General features: G+C 69.4%; 24 protein-coding genes. 8 read left to right on the top strand and 16 right to left on the bottom strand.

Annotation, left to right across the window (positions count from 1 at the left end; genetic code table 11):
* Positions 1–61: 61 nt before the first annotated feature.
* From EL288_RS22535 to EL288_RS22520, 4 genes are read left to right on the top strand one after another with little or no spacing between them, the layout of a single operon-like run.
* Positions 62–820 (top strand): amino acid ABC transporter permease, encoded by a 759-nt coding sequence (locus EL288_RS22535; RefSeq protein WP_003807494.1) that lies wholly within the window; start codon positions 62–64, stop codon positions 818–820.
* Entirely contained in the window at positions 817–1,500 is a 684-nt protein-coding gene (locus tag EL288_RS22530) for an amino acid ABC transporter permease (protein WP_003807497.1), read from the top strand. Before EL288_RS22535 ends, EL288_RS22530 begins: the two co-directional genes overlap by 4 nt.
* 16 nt (positions 1,501–1,516) lie before the next feature.
* The gene (locus EL288_RS22525) at positions 1,517–2,260 is read left to right on the top strand and encodes an amino acid ABC transporter ATP-binding protein (RefSeq protein ID WP_003807500.1); all 744 of its coding nucleotides are present in this window, start codon (positions 1,517–1,519) and stop codon (positions 2,258–2,260) included.
* A 29-nt stretch (positions 2,261–2,289) separates the two neighbouring features.
* The gene (locus tag EL288_RS22520) at positions 2,290–3,150 is read left to right on the top strand and encodes a D-amino acid aminotransferase (protein WP_033458467.1); all 861 of its coding nucleotides are present in this window, start codon (positions 2,290–2,292) and stop codon (positions 3,148–3,150) included.
* A gap of 7 nt (positions 3,151–3,157) precedes the next feature.
* On the opposite strand, the gene EL288_RS22515 is transcribed toward EL288_RS22520, so the two are convergent.
* The 4 genes from EL288_RS22515 to EL288_RS22500 all read right to left on the bottom strand — a co-directional run bounded on the left by EL288_RS22515 (position 3,158) and on the right by EL288_RS22500 (position 7,308).
* Entirely contained in the window at positions 3,158–3,724 is a 567-nt protein-coding gene (locus EL288_RS22515; protein ID WP_003818983.1) for a membrane protein, read from the bottom strand.
* 88 nt (positions 3,725–3,812) lie between these two features.
* Complete coding sequence (locus EL288_RS22510; protein WP_010925771.1) at positions 3,813–4,769, bottom strand: tripartite tricarboxylate transporter substrate binding protein; 957 nt, start codon at positions 4,767–4,769, stop codon at positions 3,813–3,815.
* A gap of 44 nt (positions 4,770–4,813) precedes the next feature.
* A complete protein-coding gene (locus tag EL288_RS22505; protein ID WP_015064665.1) occupies positions 4,814–5,566 on the bottom strand; it encodes an SDR family oxidoreductase in 753 nt (250 codons plus the stop codon).
* Complete coding sequence (locus EL288_RS22500; RefSeq protein ID WP_003807512.1) at positions 5,563–7,308, bottom strand: acetolactate synthase catalytic subunit; 1,746 nt, start codon at positions 7,306–7,308, stop codon at positions 5,563–5,565. Before EL288_RS22500 ends, EL288_RS22505 begins: the two co-directional genes overlap by 4 nt.
* A gap of 84 nt (positions 7,309–7,392) precedes the next feature.
* Between EL288_RS22500 and EL288_RS22495 the strand changes: the two genes are divergently transcribed.
* Positions 7,393–8,127: a GntR family transcriptional regulator gene (locus EL288_RS22495; RefSeq protein WP_003818987.1), complete on the top strand. Its 735-nt coding sequence runs from the start codon at positions 7,393–7,395 to the stop codon at positions 8,125–8,127.
* A 7-nt stretch (positions 8,128–8,134) separates the two neighbouring features.
* Here EL288_RS22495 and EL288_RS22490 read toward each other — a convergent pair whose 3' ends face one another.
* Positions 8,135–8,311 carry a hypothetical protein gene (locus EL288_RS22490; protein WP_010927414.1) on the bottom strand — a complete coding sequence of 59 codons (177 nt, stop codon included), beginning with the start codon at positions 8,309–8,311 and terminating at the stop codon, positions 8,135–8,137.
* Positions 8,312–8,460: 149 nt separating this feature from the next.
* Here EL288_RS22490 and EL288_RS22485 point away from each other — a divergent pair, with 149 nt between their 5' ends.
* Positions 8,461–9,483 (top strand): autotransporter outer membrane beta-barrel domain-containing protein, encoded by a 1,023-nt coding sequence (locus EL288_RS22485; protein WP_010925772.1) that lies wholly within the window; start codon positions 8,461–8,463, stop codon positions 9,481–9,483.
* Between the two features lie 11 nt (positions 9,484–9,494).
* Here EL288_RS22485 and EL288_RS22480 read toward each other — a convergent pair whose 3' ends face one another.
* The 11 genes from EL288_RS22480 to EL288_RS22430 all read right to left on the bottom strand — a co-directional run bounded on the left by EL288_RS22480 (position 9,495) and on the right by EL288_RS22430 (position 21,721).
* Positions 9,495–10,217: a GntR family transcriptional regulator gene (locus tag EL288_RS22480; RefSeq protein ID WP_010925773.1), complete on the bottom strand. Its 723-nt coding sequence runs from the start codon at positions 10,215–10,217 to the stop codon at positions 9,495–9,497.
* A 144-nt stretch (positions 10,218–10,361) separates the two neighbouring features.
* Positions 10,362–11,369 carry a zinc-binding dehydrogenase gene (locus tag EL288_RS22475; protein WP_003807522.1) on the bottom strand — a complete coding sequence of 336 codons (1,008 nt, stop codon included), beginning with the start codon at positions 11,367–11,369 and terminating at the stop codon, positions 10,362–10,364.
* 40 nt (positions 11,370–11,409) lie between these two features.
* A complete protein-coding gene (locus EL288_RS22470; protein ID WP_033446630.1) occupies positions 11,410–12,960 on the bottom strand; it encodes a class I adenylate-forming enzyme family protein in 1,551 nt (516 codons plus the stop codon).
* Positions 12,957–14,075, bottom strand: a complete 1,119-nt coding sequence (locus EL288_RS22465; RefSeq protein ID WP_003807527.1) for a M14 family metallopeptidase — start codon at positions 14,073–14,075, stop codon at positions 12,957–12,959. Before EL288_RS22465 ends, EL288_RS22470 begins: the two co-directional genes overlap by 4 nt.
* Positions 14,072–14,854, bottom strand: coding sequence for an ABC transporter permease (locus EL288_RS22460; protein WP_003818994.1), 783 nt, complete (start codon positions 14,852–14,854; stop codon positions 14,072–14,074). Before EL288_RS22460 ends, EL288_RS22465 begins: the two co-directional genes overlap by 4 nt.
* An 11-nt stretch (positions 14,855–14,865) precedes the next feature.
* Positions 14,866–15,729 carry an ABC transporter ATP-binding protein gene (locus tag EL288_RS22455; protein WP_003807532.1) on the bottom strand — a complete coding sequence of 288 codons (864 nt, stop codon included), beginning with the start codon at positions 15,727–15,729 and terminating at the stop codon, positions 14,866–14,868.
* An 18-nt stretch (positions 15,730–15,747) separates the two neighbouring features.
* Positions 15,748–16,845, bottom strand: a complete 1,098-nt coding sequence (locus EL288_RS22450) for an ABC transporter substrate-binding protein (RefSeq protein ID WP_003807533.1) — start codon at positions 16,843–16,845, stop codon at positions 15,748–15,750.
* A 68-nt stretch (positions 16,846–16,913) separates the two neighbouring features.
* Entirely contained in the window at positions 16,914–17,840 is a 927-nt protein-coding gene (locus tag EL288_RS22445) for a VOC family protein (protein ID WP_003807537.1), read from the bottom strand.
* A 34-nt stretch (positions 17,841–17,874) separates the two neighbouring features.
* Entirely contained in the window at positions 17,875–19,569 is a 1,695-nt protein-coding gene (locus tag EL288_RS22440) for a thiamine pyrophosphate-binding protein (protein WP_003807539.1), read from the bottom strand.
* Positions 19,570–19,768: 199 nt separating this feature from the next.
* Positions 19,769–20,704, bottom strand: coding sequence for a mechanosensitive ion channel family protein (locus EL288_RS22435; RefSeq protein ID WP_080561902.1), 936 nt, complete (start codon positions 20,702–20,704; stop codon positions 19,769–19,771).
* A 105-nt stretch (positions 20,705–20,809) separates the two neighbouring features.
* Entirely contained in the window at positions 20,810–21,721 is a 912-nt protein-coding gene (locus tag EL288_RS22430) for a LysR substrate-binding domain-containing protein (protein WP_003807544.1), read from the bottom strand.
* Positions 21,722–21,838: 117 nt separating this feature from the next.
* Here EL288_RS22430 and EL288_RS22425 point away from each other — a divergent pair, with 117 nt between their 5' ends.
* Both EL288_RS22425 and EL288_RS22420 read left to right on the top strand, forming a co-directional pair.
* A complete protein-coding gene (locus EL288_RS22425; RefSeq protein WP_003807546.1) occupies positions 21,839–23,020 on the top strand; it encodes a CaiB/BaiF CoA transferase family protein in 1,182 nt (393 codons plus the stop codon).
* Entirely contained in the window at positions 23,017–23,847 is an 831-nt protein-coding gene (locus EL288_RS22420) for an HpcH/HpaI aldolase/citrate lyase family protein (RefSeq protein WP_010925778.1), read from the top strand. Before EL288_RS22425 ends, EL288_RS22420 begins: the two co-directional genes overlap by 4 nt.
* Position 23,848: the final 1 nt, after the last annotated feature.

The following is a 23,848-nucleotide window of genomic DNA, read 5'->3' as shown; positions in this document are numbered from 1 at the left end:
GGCGCGGCGCCGGCCCCGCGAGGGCCGGCGGCCGCATGCGGCCTGAATACAGAGAATCACCATGGGATATCAATGGAACTGGGGCGTGCTGTTCGCCCTTTCCCCGGATGGCGGGCAGACCTATCTGCAGACGCTGCTCGATGGCCTGGCGGTCACGGTGCAGACCGCCGCGCTGGCCTGGGCGCTGGCGCTGGGCCTGGGCATCGCCGTCGGCGTGGCGCGCACCCTGCCGTACCCGCTCGTCAAGCGGCTGGCGGCCGTCTACGTGGAGGTGTTTCGCAACATCCCGCTGATTGTCCAGATGTTCCTCTGGTATTTCGTGTTGCCCGAGCTGTTGCCCAAGGCGTTGGGCGACTGGATCAAGCAGCTGCCTGAGGGGTCGTTCTATACGGCGGCGCTGTCCATCGGGGTGTATATGTCGGCGCGCATCGGCGAGCAGTTGCGCGCCGGCATCGAGGCGTTGCCGCCGGGCCAGCGCCAGGCCGGCCTGGCGCTGGGCCTGACCCTGCCGCAGCTGTACCGCCATGTGCTGCTGCCCAATGCCTTGCGCATGGTGCTGCCGACCATGACGTCCGATTGCCTGAACACCATCAAGAATACCTCGGTGGCGCTGACCATCGGCCTGGCCGACCTGACCGCGCAGGCGCATGCCATGCAGGAGTACTCGTTCCAGGTTTTCGAGGCCTTCCTGACCGCGACCGTGGCCTACCTGGCGCTGAACCTGATCGTGATCGTGGCGATGCGCGCGCTGGAGCGCTGGGTGAGCATCCCCGGGCAGTCGCCGCGCCGCGCGCAGGCGGCCAAGGGGGGAAGGGCATGAGCAGCTTCGACTATCAGGCCATCATCGACGCGTTGCCGTACCTGTTTCTCACCGGCTTGCGCTTCAGCCTGCTGCTGACCCTGTCTTCGGCGGCCGGCGGGGTGGTGCTGGGCGCGCTGCTGGCCATCGCGCGCCTGTACGGCCGGCGCTGGGTGGCGTGGCCGGCCGCCATCTACGTGAACCTGTTCCGCTCGCTGCCGCTGGTGCTGGTGATTTTCCTGATCTATTTCATCCTGCCCTATCTGCTGCAGTGGATCACCCAGGCCGAGCGGCCCATCGTGCTGGGCGCCACCGGTTCGGCCTTCGTGACCTTCATCCTGTTCGAGGCCGCGTACTTCTCGGAGATCATCCGCGCCGGTATCGGCAGCGTGGGGCCGGGCCAGTACGCCGCCGGCAGCGCCCTGGGCCTGACGCACGGCCAGGTGCTGCGCAAGGTGATCCTGCCGCAGGCCGTGCGCAATATGCTGCCGGTGCTGCTGACCCAGGTGATCGTCATTTTCCAGGAAACGGCGCTGGTGTACGTGCTGTCGCTGCCCGACTTCCTGGGCGCGGCCACCAAGATCGCGCAGCGCGACAACCGCCTGGTCGAGATGTACGTGCTGGTGGCTGTGGTGTTCTTCGTGCTTTCCTTTACCGCCTCGCGCGGGGTGCGCGCCCTGCGCGCGCGCCTGGGCGCCTGAGGACGGGCGTATCCAGATGGAGTGGTTGTCCATGATAGAAATCGAACGGCTCGGCAAGTGCTACGGCGATCTGCCGGTGCTCAAGGATTGCTCGCTCGCCGTGGCGCGCGGCGAGGTGGTGGTGGTGTGCGGCCCGTCCGGCTCGGGCAAGTCGACGCTGATCAAGTGCGTCAATCGGCTCGAACCGTTCGAGTCCGGCCGCATCGTGGTCGATGGCACCGATGTGGGCGCGCCGGGCACCGACCTGCCAGCGCTGCGTGCGCGCGTGGGCATGGTGTTCCAGCATTTCGAGCTGTTTCCGCACCTGAGCGTATTGGAGAACGTCTGCCTGGGCCAGATGAGCGTGCTGGGACGCAGCCGCGCCCAGGCGCGGGCCAAGGCGGATGCGCTGCTCGAGCGCGTGGGGGTGGCCGCGCACCGCGACAAGCATCCCGGGCAATTGTCCGGCGGCCAGCAGCAGCGCGTGGCGATCGCGCGCGCCCTGGCGATGGACCCGGTGGTCATGCTGTTCGACGAGCCGACCTCCGCGCTCGACCCGGAAATGATCGGCGAAGTGCTCGATGTCATGACCGGCCTGGCGCGCGACGGCATGACCATGATGGTGGTCACCCACGAAATGGGATTCGCGCGCCGGGTGGCCGACCGCATCGTCTTCATGGAAGCCGGCGAGATCATCGACGACGTCGCGTCGGCCGAGTTCTTCGGCAGCGCCGCGTCGCCGCGTTCGCGCGAATTCCTCTCGCGCATCATCAGCCATTAACCGTTATCCAATACTCAGGCGGTAGCCGCATGTCTTCCCTTTTCTACATCAACGGCAGTTTCGTGCCTGCCGAGCAGGCGCGCGTCCCGGCCATGGACCGGGGGTTCCTGTTCGGCGACGGCGTCTACGAGGTCATGGCGGTCATCGATGGCATGCTGCTCGAGTTCGAGCGGCATGCCGCCCGTCTGGCGCGCAGCCTGGGCGAGATCGGGATCGCCAACCCGCTGCCGCGCGAGCGCCTGCTGGCCGTATGCCGCGAGCTGGTCAGCCGCGCCGGACTGCGCGAAGGGTCGGTCTACGTGCAGGTGACGCGCGGCGCCGACGCCAGGCGCGATTTCGCGTTTCCGTCCGGCCTCGAACCGACCGTCATGCTGTTCACCAGCGAGAAAGACCTGCGGGTCAATCCGCTGGCGCAAAGCGGCGTGCAGGTGGCCACCGTGCCCGACCTGCGCTGGCAGCGCCGCGACATCAAGAGCGTGTCGCTGCTGGCCCAGGTGCTGGCCAAGCAGGCCGCGCAGGCGCGCGGCGCCTTCGAGGCGGTGATGGTGGACGCGCAGGGCGTGGTGACCGAAGGCTCGTCGTCGAGCGTGCTGCTGGTCAACGCGGCCGGCGCGATCGTGGTGCGTCCGCTGTCGCAGGACATCCTGCCCGGCTGTACGCGCGCGGCCGTCCTGGAGCTGGCGCGCGAGCGCGACATGGCGATGGTCGAGCGCCCGTTCACGCTGGACGAATGCCGCCAGGCGCGCGAAGTCATCCTGACTTCGGCGCTGCACTTCGTGCTGCCGGTCATCGCCGTCGACGGCGAGCCGGTGGCCGACGGACGGCCGGGGCCGGTGTGCGCCGCGCTGCGCGAGCTGTACCTGCGCCACACCCTGGCCACGGCGCTCTGAGCGCGCGTTACGGTTCGCGCTGCGGCGGCTTGAGCGGATCGAAGTCCTGCCAGCGGTTGTCGCGCCACACGCCTTCGGCGTGTTCCACGTCATGGCCGTTGGCCGCGCGCAGCACCTGGCAGGCCAGGGTCTCGCGCGTGGGGTCGGTGTGCAGCGCCAGCAGCAGGCCGGCTGGCCGCACTTCGGGGTGATCCACGGGGGCGGCCTCGCCGCGCTTGCGCGCCAGGTGTCCGGTGACCCACAGCGCGCCGAACAGCGAGCCGATATAGGCGCCCACGCCGGCGGCCGCCAGCATGGCGATGGTCGATTCGTTCAGGCCGGCGACGATGAAGCCGCCGGCAATCGCGAAGGCCAGGCCGAACAGGGCGGCGCCGAGAATGGCGCCCATGTCGGCCCTGCCGGAGTCGGGGTCGGAGCGCCGGTCTCCGCCGTAGGCATAGCGGCTGTGCTCGCCGGCGCTGTTGACGTAGAAGACGTGGACGTCCTGTTTGGTGAAGCCCTCGGAGAACAGCCGCTGGGCGGCGTTTTCGACGTCGGGAAACGTGTCGAAGCGGGCGGCGACGATCAGTGACATGGCAATCTCCTTGCGCCCGCGCGCGCGGGCAGATTGACATGCCTTGATCGTAGCGCCGGCGCCCGGCGGGCGCCAGCGCCGTGGCCGGTCAGTTGATGCGCGGCAGATTGGCGTCGCGGATCATGCGGCCCATTTCTTCGTGGCCCTGCTTCAGCAGCTCGGCGTACTCGGAGCCCTTGAGCGAGGCGGGATCCACCCCCAGTTTCTCGAACGAATCGCGCGTGACGGGATCGGCCACCGCCGCCAGGGCCGCCTGCTGCAGCTTGGCCAGCACGTCGGCCGGCGTGCCGCGCGGCGTGGCCAGGCCGATCCAGGAATCGATCTGCACCGGCCAGCCGCTTTCCTTGATGGTCGGCACCTCGGGCAGCTCGGGCCAGCGCATCGGGCTGGCCGAGGCGATCATGCGCAGCTTGCCGTCGCGGATGTGCGGCAGCACGTCGGAGGGGTTCTGCACGATCACGTCGACCTGCCCGCCCAGCAGCGCGGTCACGGTTTCGCTGCCGGACTTGTACGACACCTGCTCGAACTTGCCGCCGGTCAGGCGGCCCAGTTCCAGCAGCGCCAGGTTGTTGGGCGAGGACGGCGCGCCGAAGAACACGCCGTTGGTTTTCTTCGCGGCCTCGACCAGGTCCTGCAGCGTCTTGTACGGCGAGTCGGCGCGTACGGTGATGCCGTAGCGGTAGCGGCCCACGCCGGCGACGAAATCGAAGTCGTCCATGGTGTAGGGCAGTTTCATCAGGTGCGGCATGATGGCCTGCGTGGAGTAGGTGACCACGCCGACCGTGTAGCCGTCGGGAGCCTGGCGGGCGACATAGCCGGGACCGATGGTGCCCAGCGCGCCGGGCTTGTTCTCGACGATCACCGGCTTGCCCAGCGGCTTTTCCATGCCCTTGGCCAGGGCGCGCGAGGCCACGTCGGTATTGCCGCCCGCGCCGTAGTTCACCACCAGGCGCACTTCGTTCTTCGGGAAATCGGTCGCGGCCGCGCCGGCGGCCAGGCCCAGGCTGGCCAGGGTGGCGGCCAGGTACTTGCTTATGCTTTTCATTGCTCCTCCTAGGGAAGTCCGTGTCGTGTTGGCTTGAACATGCCTCAGGGCATGTAGAAGCCGCCGTTGATGTCGATGATGGCGCCGTTGACGAAGCCGGCGTCCGGGCCGCACAGGAAGGCGATCGACGCGCCGACCTCCTCGGGCGTGCCCAGGCGGCGCACCGGGATCTGCTCCGCGTAGCGCTGGTTCACCTCGGGGCCGGCCTGCTGCGCCATTTCGGTCAGGATGCGGCCGGGCGCCACGCAGTTGGCGGTGATGCCGTAGGGGCCCATCTCCGAGGCGATGGCGCGGGTCAGGCCGATGACCCCCGCCTTGGAAGCCATGTAGCTGGGGCCCGCCACGATGGATCGGGCGCGCCCGGCCAGCGAGGCGACGTTGACGATGCGGCCGTAGCCCTGGTCGCGCATGGCCGGCAGGAACAGCTGGCACAGGCGCATCACGCAGGTCAGGTTGATGCCCAGTACCTGCGCCCATTCCTCCTCGCTGACTTCGAGGATGCCCGACGAGCGGCCGTCGGGACGCTTGGGCGAGACGCCGGCATTGTTGACCAGGATGGACACCGGACCCAGCTCGGCCTCGATGCGCGTCTTCAGCGCCTGCAGGGCGGGCATGTCCTGTACGTCGGCGCTGGCGGCGGTGACGCGGTCGTGCTGCGCGCCGAACAGCGCCTGCGTATCGATGGCGCCGCGATCGATGGTCACGACATGGTTGCCCGCGGCGAGCAGGGCGCGCGCGCTGGCCAGGCCGATGCCGCGGCCGGCGCCGGTGACGACGGCGATGCGGGGCGCGCTCATGCCTGCACCCCGGCGTCGGGCGTGAAGAAGGTGATGGGCGGGAAGGCGTTTTCGTCGCAGATGACTTCGATCAGCGCCGAGCCCGAGGCGGCGCGGGCCTGCGCCAGCGCGTCGGCCAGCTGGGCCGGGTCCTCGACGCGGATGCCGGTGCAGCCGCAGGCGCGCGCGATGGCGGTGTGGTCCACCGGCGCGAAGGCCACGGCCGAGGTATGGGCGCCGAACTTGACGTTCTCGGCGTGCTTCTGGAAGCCCAGGATGCCGTTGTTGATGACGATGAGCGTGACTTTCACACCCATGCGCGCGGCGGTCTCCAGTTCGGACCAGACGTGGCCGAAGCCGCCGTCGCCCACCAGGGCGTAGACCTCGGCCGCTGGATTGGCCAGCTTGGCGCCCATGGCCATGGGAAAGCCCCAGCCCAGCCCGGCCAGGCCGCGCGGGGTCAGAAAGCGCATGCCCGGGCGCAGCGCCGTCAGGAAGTGCGTGATCCAGATCGACGAATAGCTGGCGTCGGCCACGACGATGGACTGCTCGTCGAGCTGTTGCTGCAGTTCGTGCATGATGCGTTCGGGCCGGATCGGCGAGGCGTCCGACAGGCGCACCGCCGCCGAGTCTTCCAGATGCTTTTCGTGGCCCAGCGCGATGGCCTGCTCGACGCCGGCGCGGGCCTGGCGGCGCGCGGCCAGGTCCTGGCCGGCCAGGGCGGCGGTCAGGGCTTCCAGCGTCAGGCGCGCGTCGCCGACCAGGCGCAGCGCTTCGTAGTTGCGGCCCACTTCCAGGCCATCCACGTCGATGTGGATGTACTGGGCATTTTTCGGATAGAGCTGCCAGGAGTCGGTGCCGTTCTGGTTGGTGCGGTTGCCCACCAGCAGCACCACGTCGGCCTCGGCGATCAGGCGGCGCTGGAAGCGCGTGGGGCCGTTGGGGCCCATGTTGCTGCCGACCACGCCGATCGACAGCGGGTGGCGCTCGTCGACCGCGCCTTTGCCCATGACCGTGGTGGCGACCGGCAGGTGGGCGGTTTCCTGCAGCGCCGCCATGGCGGCGCTGGCGTCGGAGATGTGCACCCCGCCACCGGCGACGACGACCGGGCGCTGCGCCTGCGCTAGCAGGCTGGCGGCGCGGGCGATGGCCTGCGGCGCGGCGACGCTGCGGTCCAGCGGGAAGTGGCCCAGCGAATTGTTGCGCGGCAGGGCCGGCGCGGGAGCGGCGGCGGCCAGCAGGTCGGCCGGCAGCAGCAGGGCGACCGGGCCGGGGCGGCCGCTGCAGGCGGCGGCGAAGGCCTGGTCGACGTAGTCTTCGATGCGCGAGGCTTCGGTGACGCGGCGCACCCATTTGGTGACCGGCTGGAACAGCGCGATGTGGTCGAGTTCCTGGAAGGCGTTGCGGTCGGTCTGGTCGCGGTTGACGTCCTGCACCAGCGCGATCACCGGCACCGAGACTTTCATGGCCTCGGCCAGCGGGGCCACCAGCAGGGTGGCGGCCGGGCCGTTCTGGGCGGTCACGATGGCCGGCTTGCCGCTGACGCGGGCGTAGGCGTCGGCCATGTAGCCCCCGGCGTTTTCGGTGCGGTAGGCGACCTGGCGCATGCCGGCTTGTTCGGCCGCCAGATGCAGCAGGCTGGGCAGGCTTTGCCCGAACAGGGTGTCCACGCCGTGGCGCGCCAGCGCACGCACGATTGCGTGGGCCACGGTGCCGTCCAGCGTGAACCCCGGGGCGGAAAGGGGCTTGGGTAGGGTGCTCATGAGGCCTCGTCCTGAATGATGGCCGCGCCGTCGCGGCTATTTAGTAATTTATATTTTATAAAGTATAGCGGGTTGCCGTGGAATATGGCAACATCGGCCAACCGCCCCCTTTTTGCGCCGATTCCACCTTCCATGAACATGCCGCTCGCGCCCATGGCGCGCGAAAACATTGCCGCCGTCATCTATCGCCAGCTCAAGCAGCTGCTGATGATGGGCGAGCTCAAGCCTGGCGAGATCCTCACGCTGCGCATGCTGACCGAACGCCTGGGCGTGAGCCAGACGCCGGTGCGCGAGGCCTTGCTGCAACTGGTGTCCGAGCGCGCGCTGGCCATGTCGCGCGGCAAGTCCGTCAGCGTGCCGGCGCCCACGCGCGAGAAGCTGCAGGAGCTGCGCGATATCCGCCTGACGCTGGAAGTGCTGGCCACCGAACGGGCCACGCCGCGCATTTCGGATGCCGAGATCAAGACGCTGGAGCGCCTGCACCGCGAAATGGTCCGCTACAAGAACAGCGAGCAGCGCGAGGGTGTGCTCAAGACCAACTACGAGTTCCACTTCACGCTGTACAACGCGTCCGGCATGCCGGACCTGGTGGCCATTATCGAGGGGCTGTGGGCGCAGACCGGCCCTTCGCTGACCTACCTGTACCAGAAGCCGTTTGCCCATCTGTACGACGCGCATCCGCATCTGCCGCTGATCGAGGCGCTGCGCCGGCACGATGTGGAAGCGGCCGTCGCGGCGATCCGCCGCGACGTGGCGGGCTACGGCGCCGCCCTGATGGAGCGCCTGCCCGCCGAAGCCGGCCAGCCGGCCGGCGGCTAGGCGCGGCCTACAGCTCCAGCACGATGCGCCTGCCCTTGCCGGCGGCGCGCGAGCAGCAGCTCACCATCTTGCCGTTGGCCTCGCGTTCGGCGCGGGTCAGCACCACGTCCCGGTGATCGATCTCGCCGTCGAGCAAGCCCCAGGCGGCGCCGGCCGCCTGTTGTTCCCGCCATGGCAGCGTCATCAACCCGGCCCGATTATTTATCTATACTTACGCGCTTGCGCGCCGCGGCATGCGGATCACCGGCCTCGCTCGAGGCTGGCGTGGCGCGGCATCACATGGCCTGGCGATCGTGCAAGCGCCGGGGTAGTCCTGGAAGAAGCGTCGCCAAGATGTCGTTGCACCCCGTAGTTTGTCTGGACCGGTCCCGGCGGGGCCCCGGTGATTTTCCCCTTCTTTCGATGACTGCCGTCGCCATGCGCCGCGGCGTGTCCGCGCTGCTGGGCGTGGCGGGGACCCTGGCGCTTGCGGCGCCGGCCTGGGCGCAGGCGCGCCAGGATGCTGCCAGCGCCGCCCATCCCACCTGGATGGCCGCCGCCGGCAATTGGCAGGTGCTCGAAGGCGGGCCAGGCGTGGCGCGCGTCAAGCAGCGCACGACCGGCGTGTATGCGGGCAGCGAGCACGCGCTGGGCGCCGGATTGCGCCTGGGCGGCGTGCTGGGCCTGACGCGCAGCACGGCCCGCGTCGACGACCTGCACGCCAAGGGGCACGTGAACAGCTACAGCCTGGCCCTGTATGGCGCCCGTACCGTGGCCGCCGGCGCGGGCGATTTCAACGCCGTGGCGGGCGCGGCCTATACCTGGCACGACATGGACACCAGGCGCCATTTCCACTGGGCCGGCACGTCGCAGACCCTGACGGCGGATACCCATGGCAGCACCTTCCAGGCCTTCGGCGAACTGGGCTATCGGTGGCGCGCGTCGGCGCGGGTGCAGATCGAGCCGTTCGCGGCGCTGGCCTGGCGTGACGTGCGGACGCGCGCCTTTGTCGAATCCGGCGGCTGGGCGGCGATCAGCGCGGGCCCGAGCCGGCTGACGCAGACCACGACGACCCTGGGCGTGCGCGGCGAGGCCGGCTACATGCTGGGGCCGGCGCCGGGCAAGCTGCGCCTGACCCTGGGCTGGCGCCGCGCTTTCGGCGATGTCGATCCGCAGGCCACGCTGGTGCTCGATGGCGGCAACGCCCTGGCGGCCACCGGTGCGCCCATCGCGCGCGACGCGGTGCTGGCCGGCCTGGGCGCCGAGCTGGCGCTGTCGCGCTCGGCCGCGATCGGGCTGGCCTATATCGGCCAGTATGGCGGCGGCAACCGCGAGCACACGGGTTCGCTCAGCCTGCGCTGGCTGTTCGGGGCCTGAACGGCCCGGCTTCAGGCGCCTGGCGAGGTTTCGTCGTCGTCGAGGTAGATGCGCGCCAGTCCCTGCGCGATGCATTCCTTGATCTGTTCGGTGCGCTTGGAGATATGGCTGCGCAGGTTCTGCTGCGCGGTGCCGATGTCGCCGGCGCGCAACGCGGCGAGGATGGCGGCGTGTTCGGCCTGGGTCTTGTCGCGGCCGATGCGTTCCATGTTGATCCAGCGGATGAAGCGGATGCGTTCGTTGACGTTGTGCAGGATCCGCTGCAGCTCATGGTTGCCGGACATCTCGGCCAGCATGTGGTGGAACGTCTCGTCGAGGCTGACGAGCTCGGTGACCGGCAGGTCGGGCGACTTGGCGCGGCTTTCGGCCAGGAAGGCTTCCAGCGCATCGAGCCGTTGCGGGGTGGCGCGCCCGGCGGCCAGTTGCAGGCATGCCACTTCCAGCACTTCGCGGGTTTCGTACAGATCGATCATTTCCTTGAGGTTGAGCGGGCGGCGTACATAGCCGCGCCCGGCCTCGGCCAGGAAGCCGTCGCGCGCCAGGAAATGCAGCGCTTCCCTGACCGGGGTGCGGCTGACGCCCAGGCGTTCGGCCAGGGCCACCTCGTTGAGGCGTTCGCCGGGCTTGATTTCATAGGAGATCACCATCTCGCGCAGCTTCTCCAGCACTTGCGAGAAGGCGCGCCGGCCTTTCTCGGCCGGTTCAGTGGTTGTTTTGTACATTGTTGTCGTCATGGGCAGCGGATGCCTGCGCCGGCGCGCATCGCGGTGGCGGACCCGGCCTCGATCAGTGAGGGCAAGCGGATTGTCATTGTAATAACTCCTGGCCGGGCGCCGGACGGGCCGGCGGCGGGCGCCGCGCGGCCCGCCGCTCGAGGGTCAGGGCGTGACCACGACCTTGCCCATGACTTCGCGGTCCTCGATCAGGCGCAGCGCCTCGCCGGCATCCTGCAGGCTCAGCACGCGGTCGATCGGCACCTGCATCTTGCCCGACTGCACCAGGCCGAGCAGGGCGTCCAGGTCTTCGCGCATCCAGCCGTTGGAGCCGCGGATGTTCAGCTCGAAGGTCCAGATGAAGCGCAGGTCGGTCTGCGGATCGTAGCCGGCGGTCGCGCCGCAGGTCAGCAGGCGGCCGCCGCGCCGCAGGCAGCGCATCGACTTGACCCAGGTATCGCCGCCGGTGAAGTTCACCGCCACGTCGACGCCGCCGTCGAACTTGCGGCGATGCGGCTTGCCGTAGAGCTCATAGATCGCCTTGGCGAAATCGGTGTCGGCGTAGTTGATGACGTGGTCGGCGCCCAGTTCGCGCAGCCGCTGCATCTTGGCTTCGCTGCTGGCGCAGGCGATCACCTGCGCGCCGGCGATCTTGGCCAGCATCACGCAACCCACGCCCACGCCGCCGCTGGCGCCCAGCACCAGCACCTTTTCGCCGGCCTGCACCTGGCCGATGGTGTTCATCATCCGATAGGCCGTGCCGAAAGCCACCGGCAGCGCGGCCGCCTGCTCGTAGCTGACGCCGTCCGGAATGCGGATCAGCTGGTGCTCGCGCGCCTTGCACAGTTCGGCCAGGCCGCCGTGCACGGTCTCGCCCATCAGGCCGCCCTCGGCCCGGTTGATCGGGTCGACCAGCACGCGGTCGCCGGCCTTCCAGCCCTGCACGCCCGGGCCGACCTCGACGATTTCGCCGGCCACGTCCAGCCCCATGATGACCGGAAAGTCCAACTTGATGCCTGGCATCCCCCGCCGGGTAAATACATCGTGATAGTTGATCGACGTTGCCTTGACGCGCAGGATCACGTCGCCTTCGCCCGCCTTCGGATCGGGAAATGCGGTGTCGTATTGCAAGACTTCCGGACCGCCGTGACCGTGAATGACAACTGCCTTCATGGATTTTCCTTACTCTGGTTGAGATGGGTGGGTTGCTTGCTCATCGGCGCAGGGCGTGGCCGCCCTGCGTCAAAGGGGGGACGGCCGCGATCAGTTCGGCCGCCAGCAGGGCCGCCGCCTTGCGGTTGACCTTGCCGGTGCTGCTGATCGGCATTTCATCGACGAAGCGCACCGCGCGCGGATGCTGGTAGGCCGGGCCGTGGGCCAGCGCATAGTCCTTGACCTCCTGTTCGGACAGCGTCGCGTCGGGGCGCGACACCACCAGCGCGACCGGCTTCATGCCCTTGAGCGGGTCGGCCAGCGGGACGATGCACGCCTGCACGATGGCGGGGTGACGCTCCAGCATCTTCTCGACTTCGCCCGGGTAGATGTTTTCGCCGCCGCACACGAACATGTCGTCGGCGCGGCCGATGAAGTAATGGAAGCCGTGCTCGTCGCGCCGCATCACGTCGCCGGTGATATAGAAACCGTCGTGCGTCATGGCCGCGGCCGTCTGTTCGGGCAGGCCGTGGTAGCCCAGCATCAGCGCCGGCGAGCGGACCTGCAGCACGCCGGTGGCGGCGTCGAGGTCTGCGCCATCGGCCAGCCGCAGCTGCACCGCCGGGTGCGGATAACCGACCGACAGCACGGGTTGCGCCAGTCCTTGCGGATGCGGGCCGAACACCAGCGCGCCGGTCTCGGTCGCGCCGTAGCCGTTGCCGAACGCCGCGCGCGGGAACATGGCGCGCGCGCTGTCGGCGATGCGTTGTGTCAGCGGCTCCGATCCCAGGCGCACCATCGCCACGCTGGCCAGGTCGGCGCCGGCCAGCGCGCCGGTCTCGCGCGCCAGCAGCGCGATCATGGTCGGAATGGCGGTCAGCCAGGTGCAGCGGTAGCGCTCGATCGCGTCCAGGTAGCCGGCCGGCGAGAACTGCGGCATCAGTACCAGCCGGCCCTGGCCCGCCAACGCCAGCTTGATCGTGTTGAGCGCGTTCATGTGATAGAGCGGGGCGGCCACCAGGAAGCAGTGGCCGCCGTAGTCGGTGCTTGCCGTGCGCTGGCGCACCGTCCACAGATAGCCGGCGTGCGATATCTTCACGCCCTTGGGGCGGCCGGTCGAGCCCGAGGTGTAGAGAAACAGCGCCGGCTGGTCGTCGGCGGGCCGTGCCGCCTCGCAAGGGCCGGGGTCGAGGAATCGCGCATAGCCGCCGGCGCCGCCGGCGCCGAATTCGACGCTCGGCAAGGCGACGGTGTAGGCATCGCGACGCGGGCCATCGCAAAAGACCAGCGCGGCGCCGCTGTCGCGCAGGATGAAGTCGATGCTGTCCGGCGGCAGCCGGTAGTTCACCGGCACGGCGATCAGGCCGGCGCGCATGATGCCCAGGTAGGCGGCCAGGAACTCCATGCGGTTGGCCGACAGGATCGCCGCCCGCGCCCCGGCCGGCAGGCCGCGCGCGCGCAGGCCGCGCGCCACGCCGTCGGCCTGCGCATCGAGCTCGGCATAGGTGTATTCGCGCGGCCCGGACTCGCCGCCCAGGTCGATCAGGGCAATGGCGGCGGGATCGCGCGCGGGCGAGAACAGCGCGCCCAGGTTGGCCGGCGCGGCCCTCATGTCTCGTTCCAGGCCGCCAGGCCCGCCACCGCCTGGCGCGTGATCTCCTGCGCATGGCGCAGCGTGCCCTCGCGCCATACCTGGTCGTACGGGCAGAACGAATCCAGCAGGTCGGCGCGCAGCATCGCGTAGCGCTCGCTGGCGGGGTCGGCCTTGAATTTCAGCCACAGGTCCAGCCGCAGCAGCCGGCGCATGTGCCAGCCGCGCGTGCCGAACTCGATGACCGCGCCGCACATGGGCACATCGCCCAGCAAGGCCTGCACGCCGTGGAACAGCAGCCCCTGGTAGTTGGGGCGCGCCTTGCCGTGCGGGCGCTGGCCGACGATGCGGTCGCGGCCCCACCAGCGCGCGGCCAGTTCATGCAGGGGGCCGCCTTCCTCGTTGAAGCACAGGAAGAACGGTTCGCCATACCCGCCGATGCCGGTGTGCCAGTCGATCAGGGCCACCTTGCGCGCACCGGCCAGGTGATCGCGCACGATGCGCTCCAGCGTCAGATTGGACCATTCGCGCGCGGTGCCGCCGTAGTTCAGGCCGTCCGGGTGCGAATACTGGCCGCGCGCCAGGGTGTCGTACAGGCGGTCTTCGCCGTGGCGGGCCGTGAAATCCTCCATGGCCTGCTGGGCGGCCGCCACCGCGGCGCTGCTCCAGTCCTCGCGCAGCAGCTGCGGATGCAGGATGGCGTAATCCGGGTTGGCGGGGTGCGGCTGGCCGTGGTCGATGAAGTTGCGGTTCAGGTCGACATTGTTCTCGGTGGTGCGGCTCAGGTGCGCGAACCCCCACGGGTTGATGGCGTGCACCATGATGACCGCCACGTCGGGGTCCAGCGACGCCGGGCCGTCGCCCAGCATCCAGCCGATCTGCGCGGCCGAGCCGAAAAACCCCTCCAGCCCGTGGGTGCCGCTGATCGCCAGCAGCCGGCGCGGCGCGTCGGCACGGCCAAAGCGCGCGACATCGGTATGCAGGGGCCGGCCGTCCGGCCCGGTCTGGCCTTCGTGCAGGTACTGCGTCAGGCTTGCGCCGGCCGCGGCCGCCGCGGCGCGGAACTTGTCGCGCGCCCGGTGATAATCGAGCGCATAGCACTGGTGGAATTCCATGGCGTTTTCCTTGCTCCTCATTCCGGCTGTACCGTGGCGGTGGTCGATTGTTCCCAGAACACCAGCTTGCGGTGCAGGAACCGGATCAGGTTGGTGCCGGTCAGGCCGATCACCACCAGGCTGAACAGGCAGGCGAACATCGTGGCCACATCCATGTTGACCGAGGCGGACTGGATCAGGTAGCCCAGCCCCTGGCTGGACGAAATGAACTCCGACACCACCGCGCCGATCAGGCTCAGCACCACCGAGATCTGCAGCCCGGCGAAGATGTGTCCCGAGGCGGCTGGCAGCTTGACGTGGAAGAACACGTGGCTGCGCGAGGCCTTGAAGGCCTTCATCAAGTCCAGCATGGCGGGATTGGCCTGCCGGATGCCGACCACGGTATTGATGAACATCGGGAAGAAGCTCATCAGCGCCACCATCACCACCTTGGACGCCATGCCGAAGCCGAACCACACCAGCAGCAGCGGCGCGATGGCCACTTTCGGGGTCGATTGCAGGGCAATGATGTACGGGTAGATGAACTGCTCGAAGGTTTCGGATTCCGCCAGCACGGTGCCCACCACCAGCGCCATCCCGCAGCCGATCAGGTAGCCGTACACGGTGCTTTGCAGCGTGAACAGGAAGTGCGGCCAGTATTGGCCTTCGACATAGCCGATCCGCAGCGCGTTCAGCACGGCCTCGGGCGTGGGCAGCAGGTAGTTCGGCACCGAGAAAATCCGGATGCTGGCGAACCACAGGATCACCAGTACCACCCCGGTGATCAGGGGGTACAGGAAGGATTTGACGGACTTGGACATGCGCGCCTCGGCTAATCGAATTGCACCAACTGGTCGAACAGCTCCCGCAGCTCGCCGCACAGGCGGGTGAACTCGGGGTCGGTCAGCGTGGCCAGCGTGCGCGGGCGCGGCAGGTTCACCGTCACCTCGCGGATGATGCGGCCCGGCCGCGCCGACATCACGACGATGCGGTCCGACAGGAACACCGCTTCGGCGATGCTGTGCGTGATGAACAGGGCCGACTTGCGCGTGGCCATCCAGATCCGCTGCAGCTCGATGCTCATGCGGTCGCGCGTCATGGTGTCCAGGGCGGAGAACGGCTCGTCCATCAGCAGCAGCGCCGGATCGTGGATCAGGCCGCGCGCGATGCCCACGCGCTGCTGCATGCCGCCCGACAGCTCGCTGGGGTAGTTGCTGGCGAACTTCTCCAGCCCGACCAGGCGCAGCAGCTCCATCGCCTTGGCGCGCCCTTCGGCCACGTTCATGCCCAGCGCCCGGATGGGCACCAGCACGTTGTCCAGCACCGTCTTCCAGGGCAGCAGCGTGGGCTGCTGGAAAACGATGCCGACGTCGCCGCGCGGCTCGTCGATGGGCGTGCCGTTGAGCAACGCCTTGCCGCCGGAGGGCTTGAGCAGCCCGCTGAACACCTTGATGAGCGTCGACTTGCCGCAGCCGGACGGGCCCAGCACCGATACGAATTCACCCGCGCCCAGCTGCAGCGACAGATTGTCGACGGCCGTGATCGGACCCTTGCTGGTGCGGTAGACCACGCTCAGGTTGCTGGCCGTCAGCAGCGCGGCGCCGTCGCCGGCGCCGGCGACGGCGTCAAGGGTGGCCGCGGCGGCCCGCGACGCCGGCCGCCCGCCCTCGATCATGGATAGGTTCAGGGAAGTCATGTGCGTTCCAGCCTGCGTCTACTTGAGCTGCTTGGCGGCGGACACCACGGCCGCGGCGTCGAAGTCGTTGATGTCCTTGACGAACTGGTTGGTATAGAGCGGCTTGACGTCCACGTCCTTGGTGCTCAACTGGCCTCCCTCGTGCAGGACATCGACATAGTCATGCCAGGATTGCTCGGTGTAGTAGCCCATTTGCTGCGGACCTTGCTCGGGCAGCATGGTGGCCAGGCGCACTTTCAGGATCTGCACCGCGTCGGCAAGTTTCTTCTCTTCCGTGCCGTCGGCCGGCTTGGTGGCCGGATACAGCTTCCAGAAGTTCTGCACGCAGGCCTGCGGATTGGCGTTGCACGCCACGACGCCCTTGGCGGCCGCGCGCGCGAAGGCCACCACCAGTTCGGGCCGCTCGCGCAGCGTGTCCTGGTGGGCGATCCAGCCGCTGGAGAACAGTTCGCGGTAGCTCTGGTCCATCGGCAGGCGGCGCAGGTCGGCGCCCATCTGCTCCATTTGCACGTGGAAGGTGTCGAACAGGTTCAGCGCCTGCACCTTGTCGTCGGCCAGCGCGCGAAAGGCCGTCGCGCCCACCCCGACCGGCACGAACTCGTAGTCGCGCTGCAGCTCCAGGCCCAGCTTCTTCATCATCGCCTTGGTGACCGCCAGGTTGCCCCACGACATGGCGCCCACGCCGATCTTCTTGCCCTTGAGATCCGCCAGCGAGCGGGCCGGGCTGTTCTTGGTGACGACCACCTCGAACGGCGACAGGTAGATGCCGTTGTAGAACATCTTCACCGGCAGGGCGTCGCGGCCGGGCTGGCTCGAGATGACCAGGGGATCGGGCGTGATCCAGCCGAAAGTGATGTGTTTCTGCGTGACCTGCGGCAGCATGACCGCCGCGCCCTGGAAGAACGTGGCCTGCACGTCCAGGCCGGCTTCCTTGAAGTAGCCCATGCCGATGGCCATCAGCGTGGGCGCGTTGGACAGGGAAATGTTGGTGCCATAGGCGAAAGTGACTTTCTCCGCCGCGTTGGCCGCGCCGCCCGCGGCGGCCAGGGCCATGGCGGCCGCGCCGGCCAGGATGCCCCGCCGGGCGTGGCGCTTCAAGTGTTCGATACCGATCATGCTGCTGCTCCTGTTGGTGAGTTCGTGCAACGGGTTATATCGGTGCTGCTGGATGGTTCTTGGCTGTATCAGGGTTCCTCGGGCGCGCCTGCAAAGGCCGCCTCGGCGTTGGCGCAGAAAATGACGGCCGCGCCGCCCGCGTCGCGGGCGGCCACGGTCAGTTGCCCGCCGGCGCGGCGGTAGGCAACCTGGTTGTCGTCCAGCACCGCGGCGGTGCGTGACAGATCGTCCACTTCGACGGCCAGCGCCGCCGGAAACGGCAGGGCCGGCGCCGCGCTGCCGGGCAGGCGCGCCGCGAGCGCGGCCTGGTCGACCAGCGCCAGCCTGCCCGAACGCAGCGTGAACCAGGCCTCGCCGCCGCGCCGCTCGGCCGGCACGCCGAGGTAGCGCGCATAGCGCGCCGCCGCGGCGTCCACGTCTTCGACCGCCACGATGGCCGCGGCCAGGGCGCGCGCGCCGTTCGGATGACCCATGTAGCGCGCCTGCCAGAGCAGTTCCGGCGTTTCGTGGCGCAAGGTCAGGATGAGTCCTTCCGGCATGGCCTGGCGCGGCGTGCGCACCTGGCTGAAGCGGGCCAGCCGCGGGCCGTCGGCGGTGTCGATATAGCGTTGCAGCACGCCGGGCTCGGCCGCGAAGCCCGCCTCGTGCAGCGCGGCGATGCGCTGTCCGGGGTCCGGGGTGTCGAACGCCACGATGTGCATGCCGGCATAGCGCGCCAGTCCTTCCGGAATGCCGCGCAGGTCCAGCGCCGGGTCGACCACCGCGACCAGCTCGATATAGCCGTGGCCGAGCATGGCGCAGCGATTGGCGATGCCGGCCTTGACCACCTCGCGCGTGACGGCGTGCGTGCCGGAATGCTGTGACAGCGGCGTCAGCGTGAAGCCCAGCCGCTGGTACATGGCGGCCGCCGCGTCCATGTCGTGCGCGTACAGTCCGACATGGTCCAGGCCGGCCGGCGCTGCGCCCATCGGTTGGTCCGGTTCTGTTCTGGTCATGTGCCCGCCCGTGTCGTGTTCGAGGAAGCGGGCCTCAGCCCATCCACTGGCTGACCGGGGCCGCCGCTTCCTGCAGCGGCTGGACGATGATGTCGACCAGCGCCGGGCCGCCGTACTCGATGGCGGCCTTGAGCACGCCGTCCAGCTCGCGCGGGTCCTCGACGCGCCACGCCTTGACGCCGTAGGCCTCGGCGACGCGGGCATGGTCGGTGCGGTTGAAGTCGACCGAGAAGTAGCGCTCCTGGTAGCCGGCCTTCTGGCTGGCCTTGATCCAGCCGTAGACCGAGTTCGACAGCACGATCATCAGCAGCGGCACCTTGCGGCGCACGATGGTTTCCATTTCGCCCACGGTGAAGCCGAAGCTGCCGTCGCCCATGACCGACACCACCTTGGCGGACGGCCGGCCGATGGCCGCGCCCATGCCCGCAGCCATCGAGAAGCCCAGCGCGCCGTGGGCGCGGTTGGTGATGAAGTGGCGGCCTGGCTTGGAGGCTTCGAAATAGGCGGAGAAATAAGGGCAGGGCGTGCCCGGGTCGGCCACCACCACCGACTCGGCCGGCAGCAGGCGATTGAGCGCATCGACCACGCGCTCGGGCCTGATGGGCGCATCCAGCGAGGCGGCCAGCGGCTGCAGGGCCGCCAATTTGGCGCCCTTCGCCTTGGCCGCCACGGCCTTGCCGTCGACCGCGTCCGTGGGGCGGGCGTCGATGCGCGCGTGCACTTCGCGGTTGAGCGCCTGCAGGGCCAGCAGCGCGTCGCCCACCATCGCCACGTCGGTGCGGTAATTGGCGGCGATCACCATCGGGTCGGAGTCGATGTGCAGGATGGGCACCTCGCGGCTGGGGAAGCGCCAGTGTTCGGTGGACGTGGAGCCGGCGCGGCAGCCGATCAGCAGCACCACGTCGGCATCGGCCAGCACCGCGCGGGTGGCCAGGATGCCGCCGTTGGAGCCCACCACGCCGGCGTTCAGCGGGTGCGTGTCGGCCAGGCTGCCCTGGCCGCTGACGGTGGTGCAGACCGGCGCGTTGAGGGTGACGGCCAGTTCCTCGAGGGCCGCGCAGGCGCCCGAGATGACCACGCCGCCGCCGCACAGGATGACCGGCGCGCGCGCGCCCACCAGGCGGGCGGCGGCCTGCTCGATGGCCGCGGGGTCGGGCGCGAAGCGCATCGCCGGAAAGCGGTCGTGCCCGGGCTGGGCCCACACGTCGGCGGGGTCGACCTCGTGCTTCTGCACGTCGTACGGCAGGCACAGGTGCGCCGTGCCGGGGCGGCCGGTCGTCATGGCGCGGAAGGCCGCGCGCACCGCGCCGGGAATCTGGTCGGCGCGGTCGATGGTGGTGTTCCACTTGGTCAGCGGGCGATAGAGCGCCTCCTGGTCCAGCTCGGTCAGCGGGTACTTGCCGCGCGAGCCCACCGATACGTCGGAAGTAATCCCCAGCACGGCCACCGACGACTCGTTGGCCTCGACCAGGCCCGGCAGCAGGTAGGTGGCGCCGCCGCCGCTGGGCCCCTCGCACACGCCCACCTTGCCCGTCACCCGCGCGTAGGCGTCGGCCATGTAGGCGGCGCTGCGCTCGTCGCGCGTCAGGATGTGCTCCATGCCGTGGTCCAGCCGTTGCAGCGCGTCGTAGAACGGCAGGCTGGTGTCGCCGCACAGCCCGAAAATGTGCTTGACCCCATTCAGTTGGAGCATGCGCACCATGGCTTCGGCGCCGTTGAGTTGTGTCATGGATCTGTCCTTGGTGAGGGAGGGATGTGTGGGGAAATATCAATGTATACATAACTATATACATCAATGGATATCGGCGCCGCAACGCTTTTGCGGGCTCGCGGCATGAGGGATTTCACGGGTGGCGCGGGCGGCGGACACGCGCCAGCGCCCGCCCCGTCAGGTCAACGGGGCGGGTCGGCGAGGCGGCGGGAAAGGGTCAGGCGCCCGGGTTGTCGGGCGTGTCGGGCTGGCGCAGCGCGATGGCTTGTGGCCGAGGCGGCGCGGCGACGGGCAGCGCCAGGCCCTGGCTGCGGATCGCGTCGTCGATGGCCACCAGGATGGCGTCGCGGCAGTCGGTGCTGTCGGAGAACTGGGGGACCCAGTACTTGATCTTGTAAGTCACGCCTTCGGCGGTGTACGCGGTGGCGCGGACCCGCGGCTTCTGCCCTGGCGCCAGGCTTTCGGCGGGCGAAGTGGACAGCGCCGCGTCGAACAGCAGCTGCTTGCCGTCCGAAATCGAAATATCGTGGCTCAGGACGATTTCCAGCTCGCCTTGGTATTGCTTGCGGGGGGCGCTGTAATTGGTCAGCATCTGCCGCGAGATCTGGCTGTTGGGCAGGATCATGTAGGTGTCGTTGGGTGTCAGGATGCGCGTGGTGCGCCAGCCGATTTCCGTGACGCGGCCCCGTATGGTGGCGTCAAAACCCACCCAGTCGCCGATCCGGTAGGGGGCCTCCACGCCGATGGCGATGCCCGACAGGACGTCGGCCAGCACGTTGCGGATGGCAAAGCCCAGGATGGCGATGATCAGGCCCGAGCTGGCCAGGATGCCGCCGGCCGACTGGCCCAGGAACACGCCGATGGTGGCCACCGTGGCGATCGCGAACAGCGTGGCCGAGACCAGCTCGCGCAACAGGCGCGGGGTCTTGCGCTTTTTCCTGGCCTTGCGCGTGAGCGCGGCGGCGGCCATGCGCGCCAGCAGCCAGGCGAAGGCGTAGAAGGCGGCCGCGGCGCTGAAACGCCGGAACGACTCGGGGTTCGATCCCGGCAGATAGCGTTGGAACAGGTACGCATGGAACACATACACCACGACCGACAGGCTGCACAGCACGGTCGGCCACAGCAGCCACGCGATTCTTGAACCGGGTATCAAGGCAAATCCTCTTCTTGAGCGATGGGCCGCGCGGGCGCGGCCGGCAATACGCCCGGCGCGATGTCCGGGCGCTGCCGATTGTAGAGCGCCCGGGCCGCCCGCGGGCTAGCCCAGGGTGCCGTCCTCGCCCAGCCGCTCGGCCACGATTTCGCGCAGTATGGCCTCGACCGCCTGGGCGGCCGGCGTGCGCGGCCCCGAGCGCGGCCAGCACAGCGAGAGCGTGCGGCGGATTTCCGGCGTAATGCGCCAGCAGGGCGTCTGCATCCCCGTGGCGGCCAGCACCGAGGCCGGCAGGATGGTACAGGCCAGGCCTTCCTGCGCCGCGCCCAGCAGGCAGGGCAGCGAATCGAGTTCGGCCACCACGTCCAGCGCGATGCCGGCCTGGGCGAACGAGCGCTCGATCAGCAGCCGCAGCCCCTGCGCGCCGCTGGGCAGGGCCAGCGGCAGGCTGCCAAGCGCCTGCAGCGCTACGCTGTCCTGTCCGTCGGGCGCCAGGCTGGCGCCGCACTGTCCGATCAGGTACAGCGTTTCCTGCGCCAGGGGTTCGAGCTCGACGATGCGGCTGTCGGCGTCGCGAAACAGGATGGCGAAGTCGAGCCGCCAGTTGGCCAGCAGCTCGCCGATGTAGCCGCTCATGCTTTCGAACAGCTGCAGGCGGACGTCGGGATGGCGGGCGCGCACCGCGCGCAGCAAGGGCATGGCCACCAGCGCCGCCACGGTGGTGGGCAGGCCGATGGCGACGGTGCCCGACACCATGGCGCCGGCCGTGCGCACCTCGTCGCGGGTGGCTTCGAGCTGCTTGAGAATGGCGCGCGCGTGGCGATACAGCGCCGAGCCGGCGTCGGTGGGCGCCACTCCCTTCGAACTGCGCAGCAACAGGGGCACTTCCAGCTCGGCTTCCAGCGCCGCCAATTGCTGGCTCAGGGCGGGCTGGGCCACGCGCACCTGTTCGGCCGCCTTGGTCAGGCTGCCGCAGTCCACGATGGCAACGAAATAGCGTAGTCCTCGAATGTCCATGGTCTTTGTTCCGGTCGCGCCGTGGCGGGCGATAGGCTTTTCTTATGGCCGTATGCGCAAACCGTATTTCCTTCCCCGGCCGCCCAGCCGGTAGATTGTGGCATCTGAACCAGGAGTATGGCTATGACACTTCCCCTGAGCGGCCTGACCGTCGTCTCGCTCGAACAGGCCATCGCGGCGCCGTTCGCCACCCGCCAGCTGGCCGATCTCGGCGCGCGCGTGATCAAGATCGAGCGCCCGGGAGTGGGCGACTTCGCGCGCGCCTACGACGGCCGCGTCAACGGCCTGTCCTCCCATTTCGTCTGGACCAACCGCTCCAAGGAGAGCCTGACGCTGGACGTCAAGCATCCCGAGGCGGCCCCCGTGCTCGACGCGCTGCTGGCCGGCGCGGACGTGCTGGTGCAGAACCTGGCGCCAGGCGCCAGCGCGCGCCTGGGGCTGGACTACGCCACGCTGGCCGGACGGTATCCGCGCCTGATCGTGTGCGACATCTCGGGCTACGGCGACAGCGGCCCGTACCGCGACCGCAAGGCCTACGACCTGCTGGTGCAGAGCGAGGCGGGCTTTCTCAGCGTGACCGGCAGCGCCGACGAGCCGGCCAAGGCCGGCTGTTCGATCTCCGACATCGCGGCCGGCATGTACGCGTATTCGAACATCCTCGCGGCCCTGATCGAGCGCGGCATCACCGGCAAGGGCAAGCGCATCGACCTGTCCATGCTGGAAGCCACCGCCGAATGGATGGGCTTTCCGCTGTACTACAGCTATGACGGCGCGCCGCCGCCGCCGCGCAGCGGCGCGGCCCATGCCACCATTTACCCGTACGGGCCGTTTCCGGCGGGCGACGGCAGGACGGTCATGCTGGGGCTGCAGAACGAGCGCGAGTGGGCCGCGTTCTGCGCCACCGTGCTGCGCCAGCCCGGGCTGGCCACCGATGCGCGCTTTGCCAGCAACGCCTTGCGCAACGAGCATCGCGAGGCGCTGCGCGCGCTGATCGTCGAATGCTTCGCGGCGCTGGATTCCGCCACCCTCATGGAGCGGCTGGACGAGGCCCGGATCGCCAACGCGCGCGTCAACACCATGCACGATCTCTGGCAGCATCCCCAGCTGCGCGCGCGCGAGCGCTGGCGCGACGTCGATACGCCGGCCGGCCCCATACCCGCCCTGCTGCCGCCGGGGCAGGAGGCCGGATCGCGCATGGATCCGATCCCCGCCGTCGGCCAGCACACCGATTCGATACTGGCCGGGCTGGGTTTCGGGGCCGACCGGATCGCCGCGCTGCGCGAGGCGAAAGCCGTATGAGCGCGCCGGCCCAGACCTACCTGTTCGTGCCGGGCAGCCGCCCCGAGCGGATCGCCAAGGCCATCGATGCCGGCCCCGATGCGGTGATCGTCGACCTGGAGGACGCCGTGGCGCCGGCCGACAAGCCGGCCGCGCTCGACAGCCTGCGCGCCGGATGGGACGGCCATGCGGCGCGCGCCCAGGCGCAGCGGGTGACCCTGCTGGTGCGCATCAACGCGGCCGATACGCCCTGGCACGCGGCCGACCTGGCTGCCTGCCAGGCGCTCGGCGTGGCGCACGTGGTGGTCCCCAAGGCGGCCGACGCCGATGCGCTGGCGCGCGTGCGGGCGGCGGTGCCCGGGGCCTTGCTCTATCCGCTGATCGAAAGCGCCGAAGGCTACGCGCATCTGCCGGCCGTGGCGGGCGCCGAGGGCGTGGCGCGCCTGATGTTCGGGTCGGTGGACTTGATGCTGGATCTGGGCATCGGCGAGGACGACCAGCCCCTGCATTACTTCCGCAGCCGCCTGGTGCTGGCCTCGCGGCTGGCCGGACTGCCCGCGCCGATCGATGGCGTCTGCGTGGACCTGCGCGACCCCGAGGCGCTTGCCGCGCAAGTACTGCGCGCGCGGCAATTCGGTTTCGGCGCGAAGCTGCTGATCCATCCCGGCCAGATCGCGCCGGTGCGGCGCGGCTTCGCGCCGTCCGAGGCGCAGCGGGCCTGGGCGCGGCGCGTGGTGGACGCGGCGGCCGCGGCCGACGGGGCCGCGGTGGCGGTCGATGGCAAGATGGTGGACCGCCCCGTCCTCATGCAGGCGCAGGCGATCCTGGCCTGTCCGCCGCCCGCTTGAA

It is taken from the genome of Bordetella bronchiseptica, from assembly GCF_900636925.1.
Classification (GTDB): Bacteria; Pseudomonadota; Gammaproteobacteria; order Burkholderiales; family Burkholderiaceae_B; genus Bordetella; species Bordetella pertussis.
This window is presented reverse-complemented; position numbering and strand designations above follow the sequence as displayed.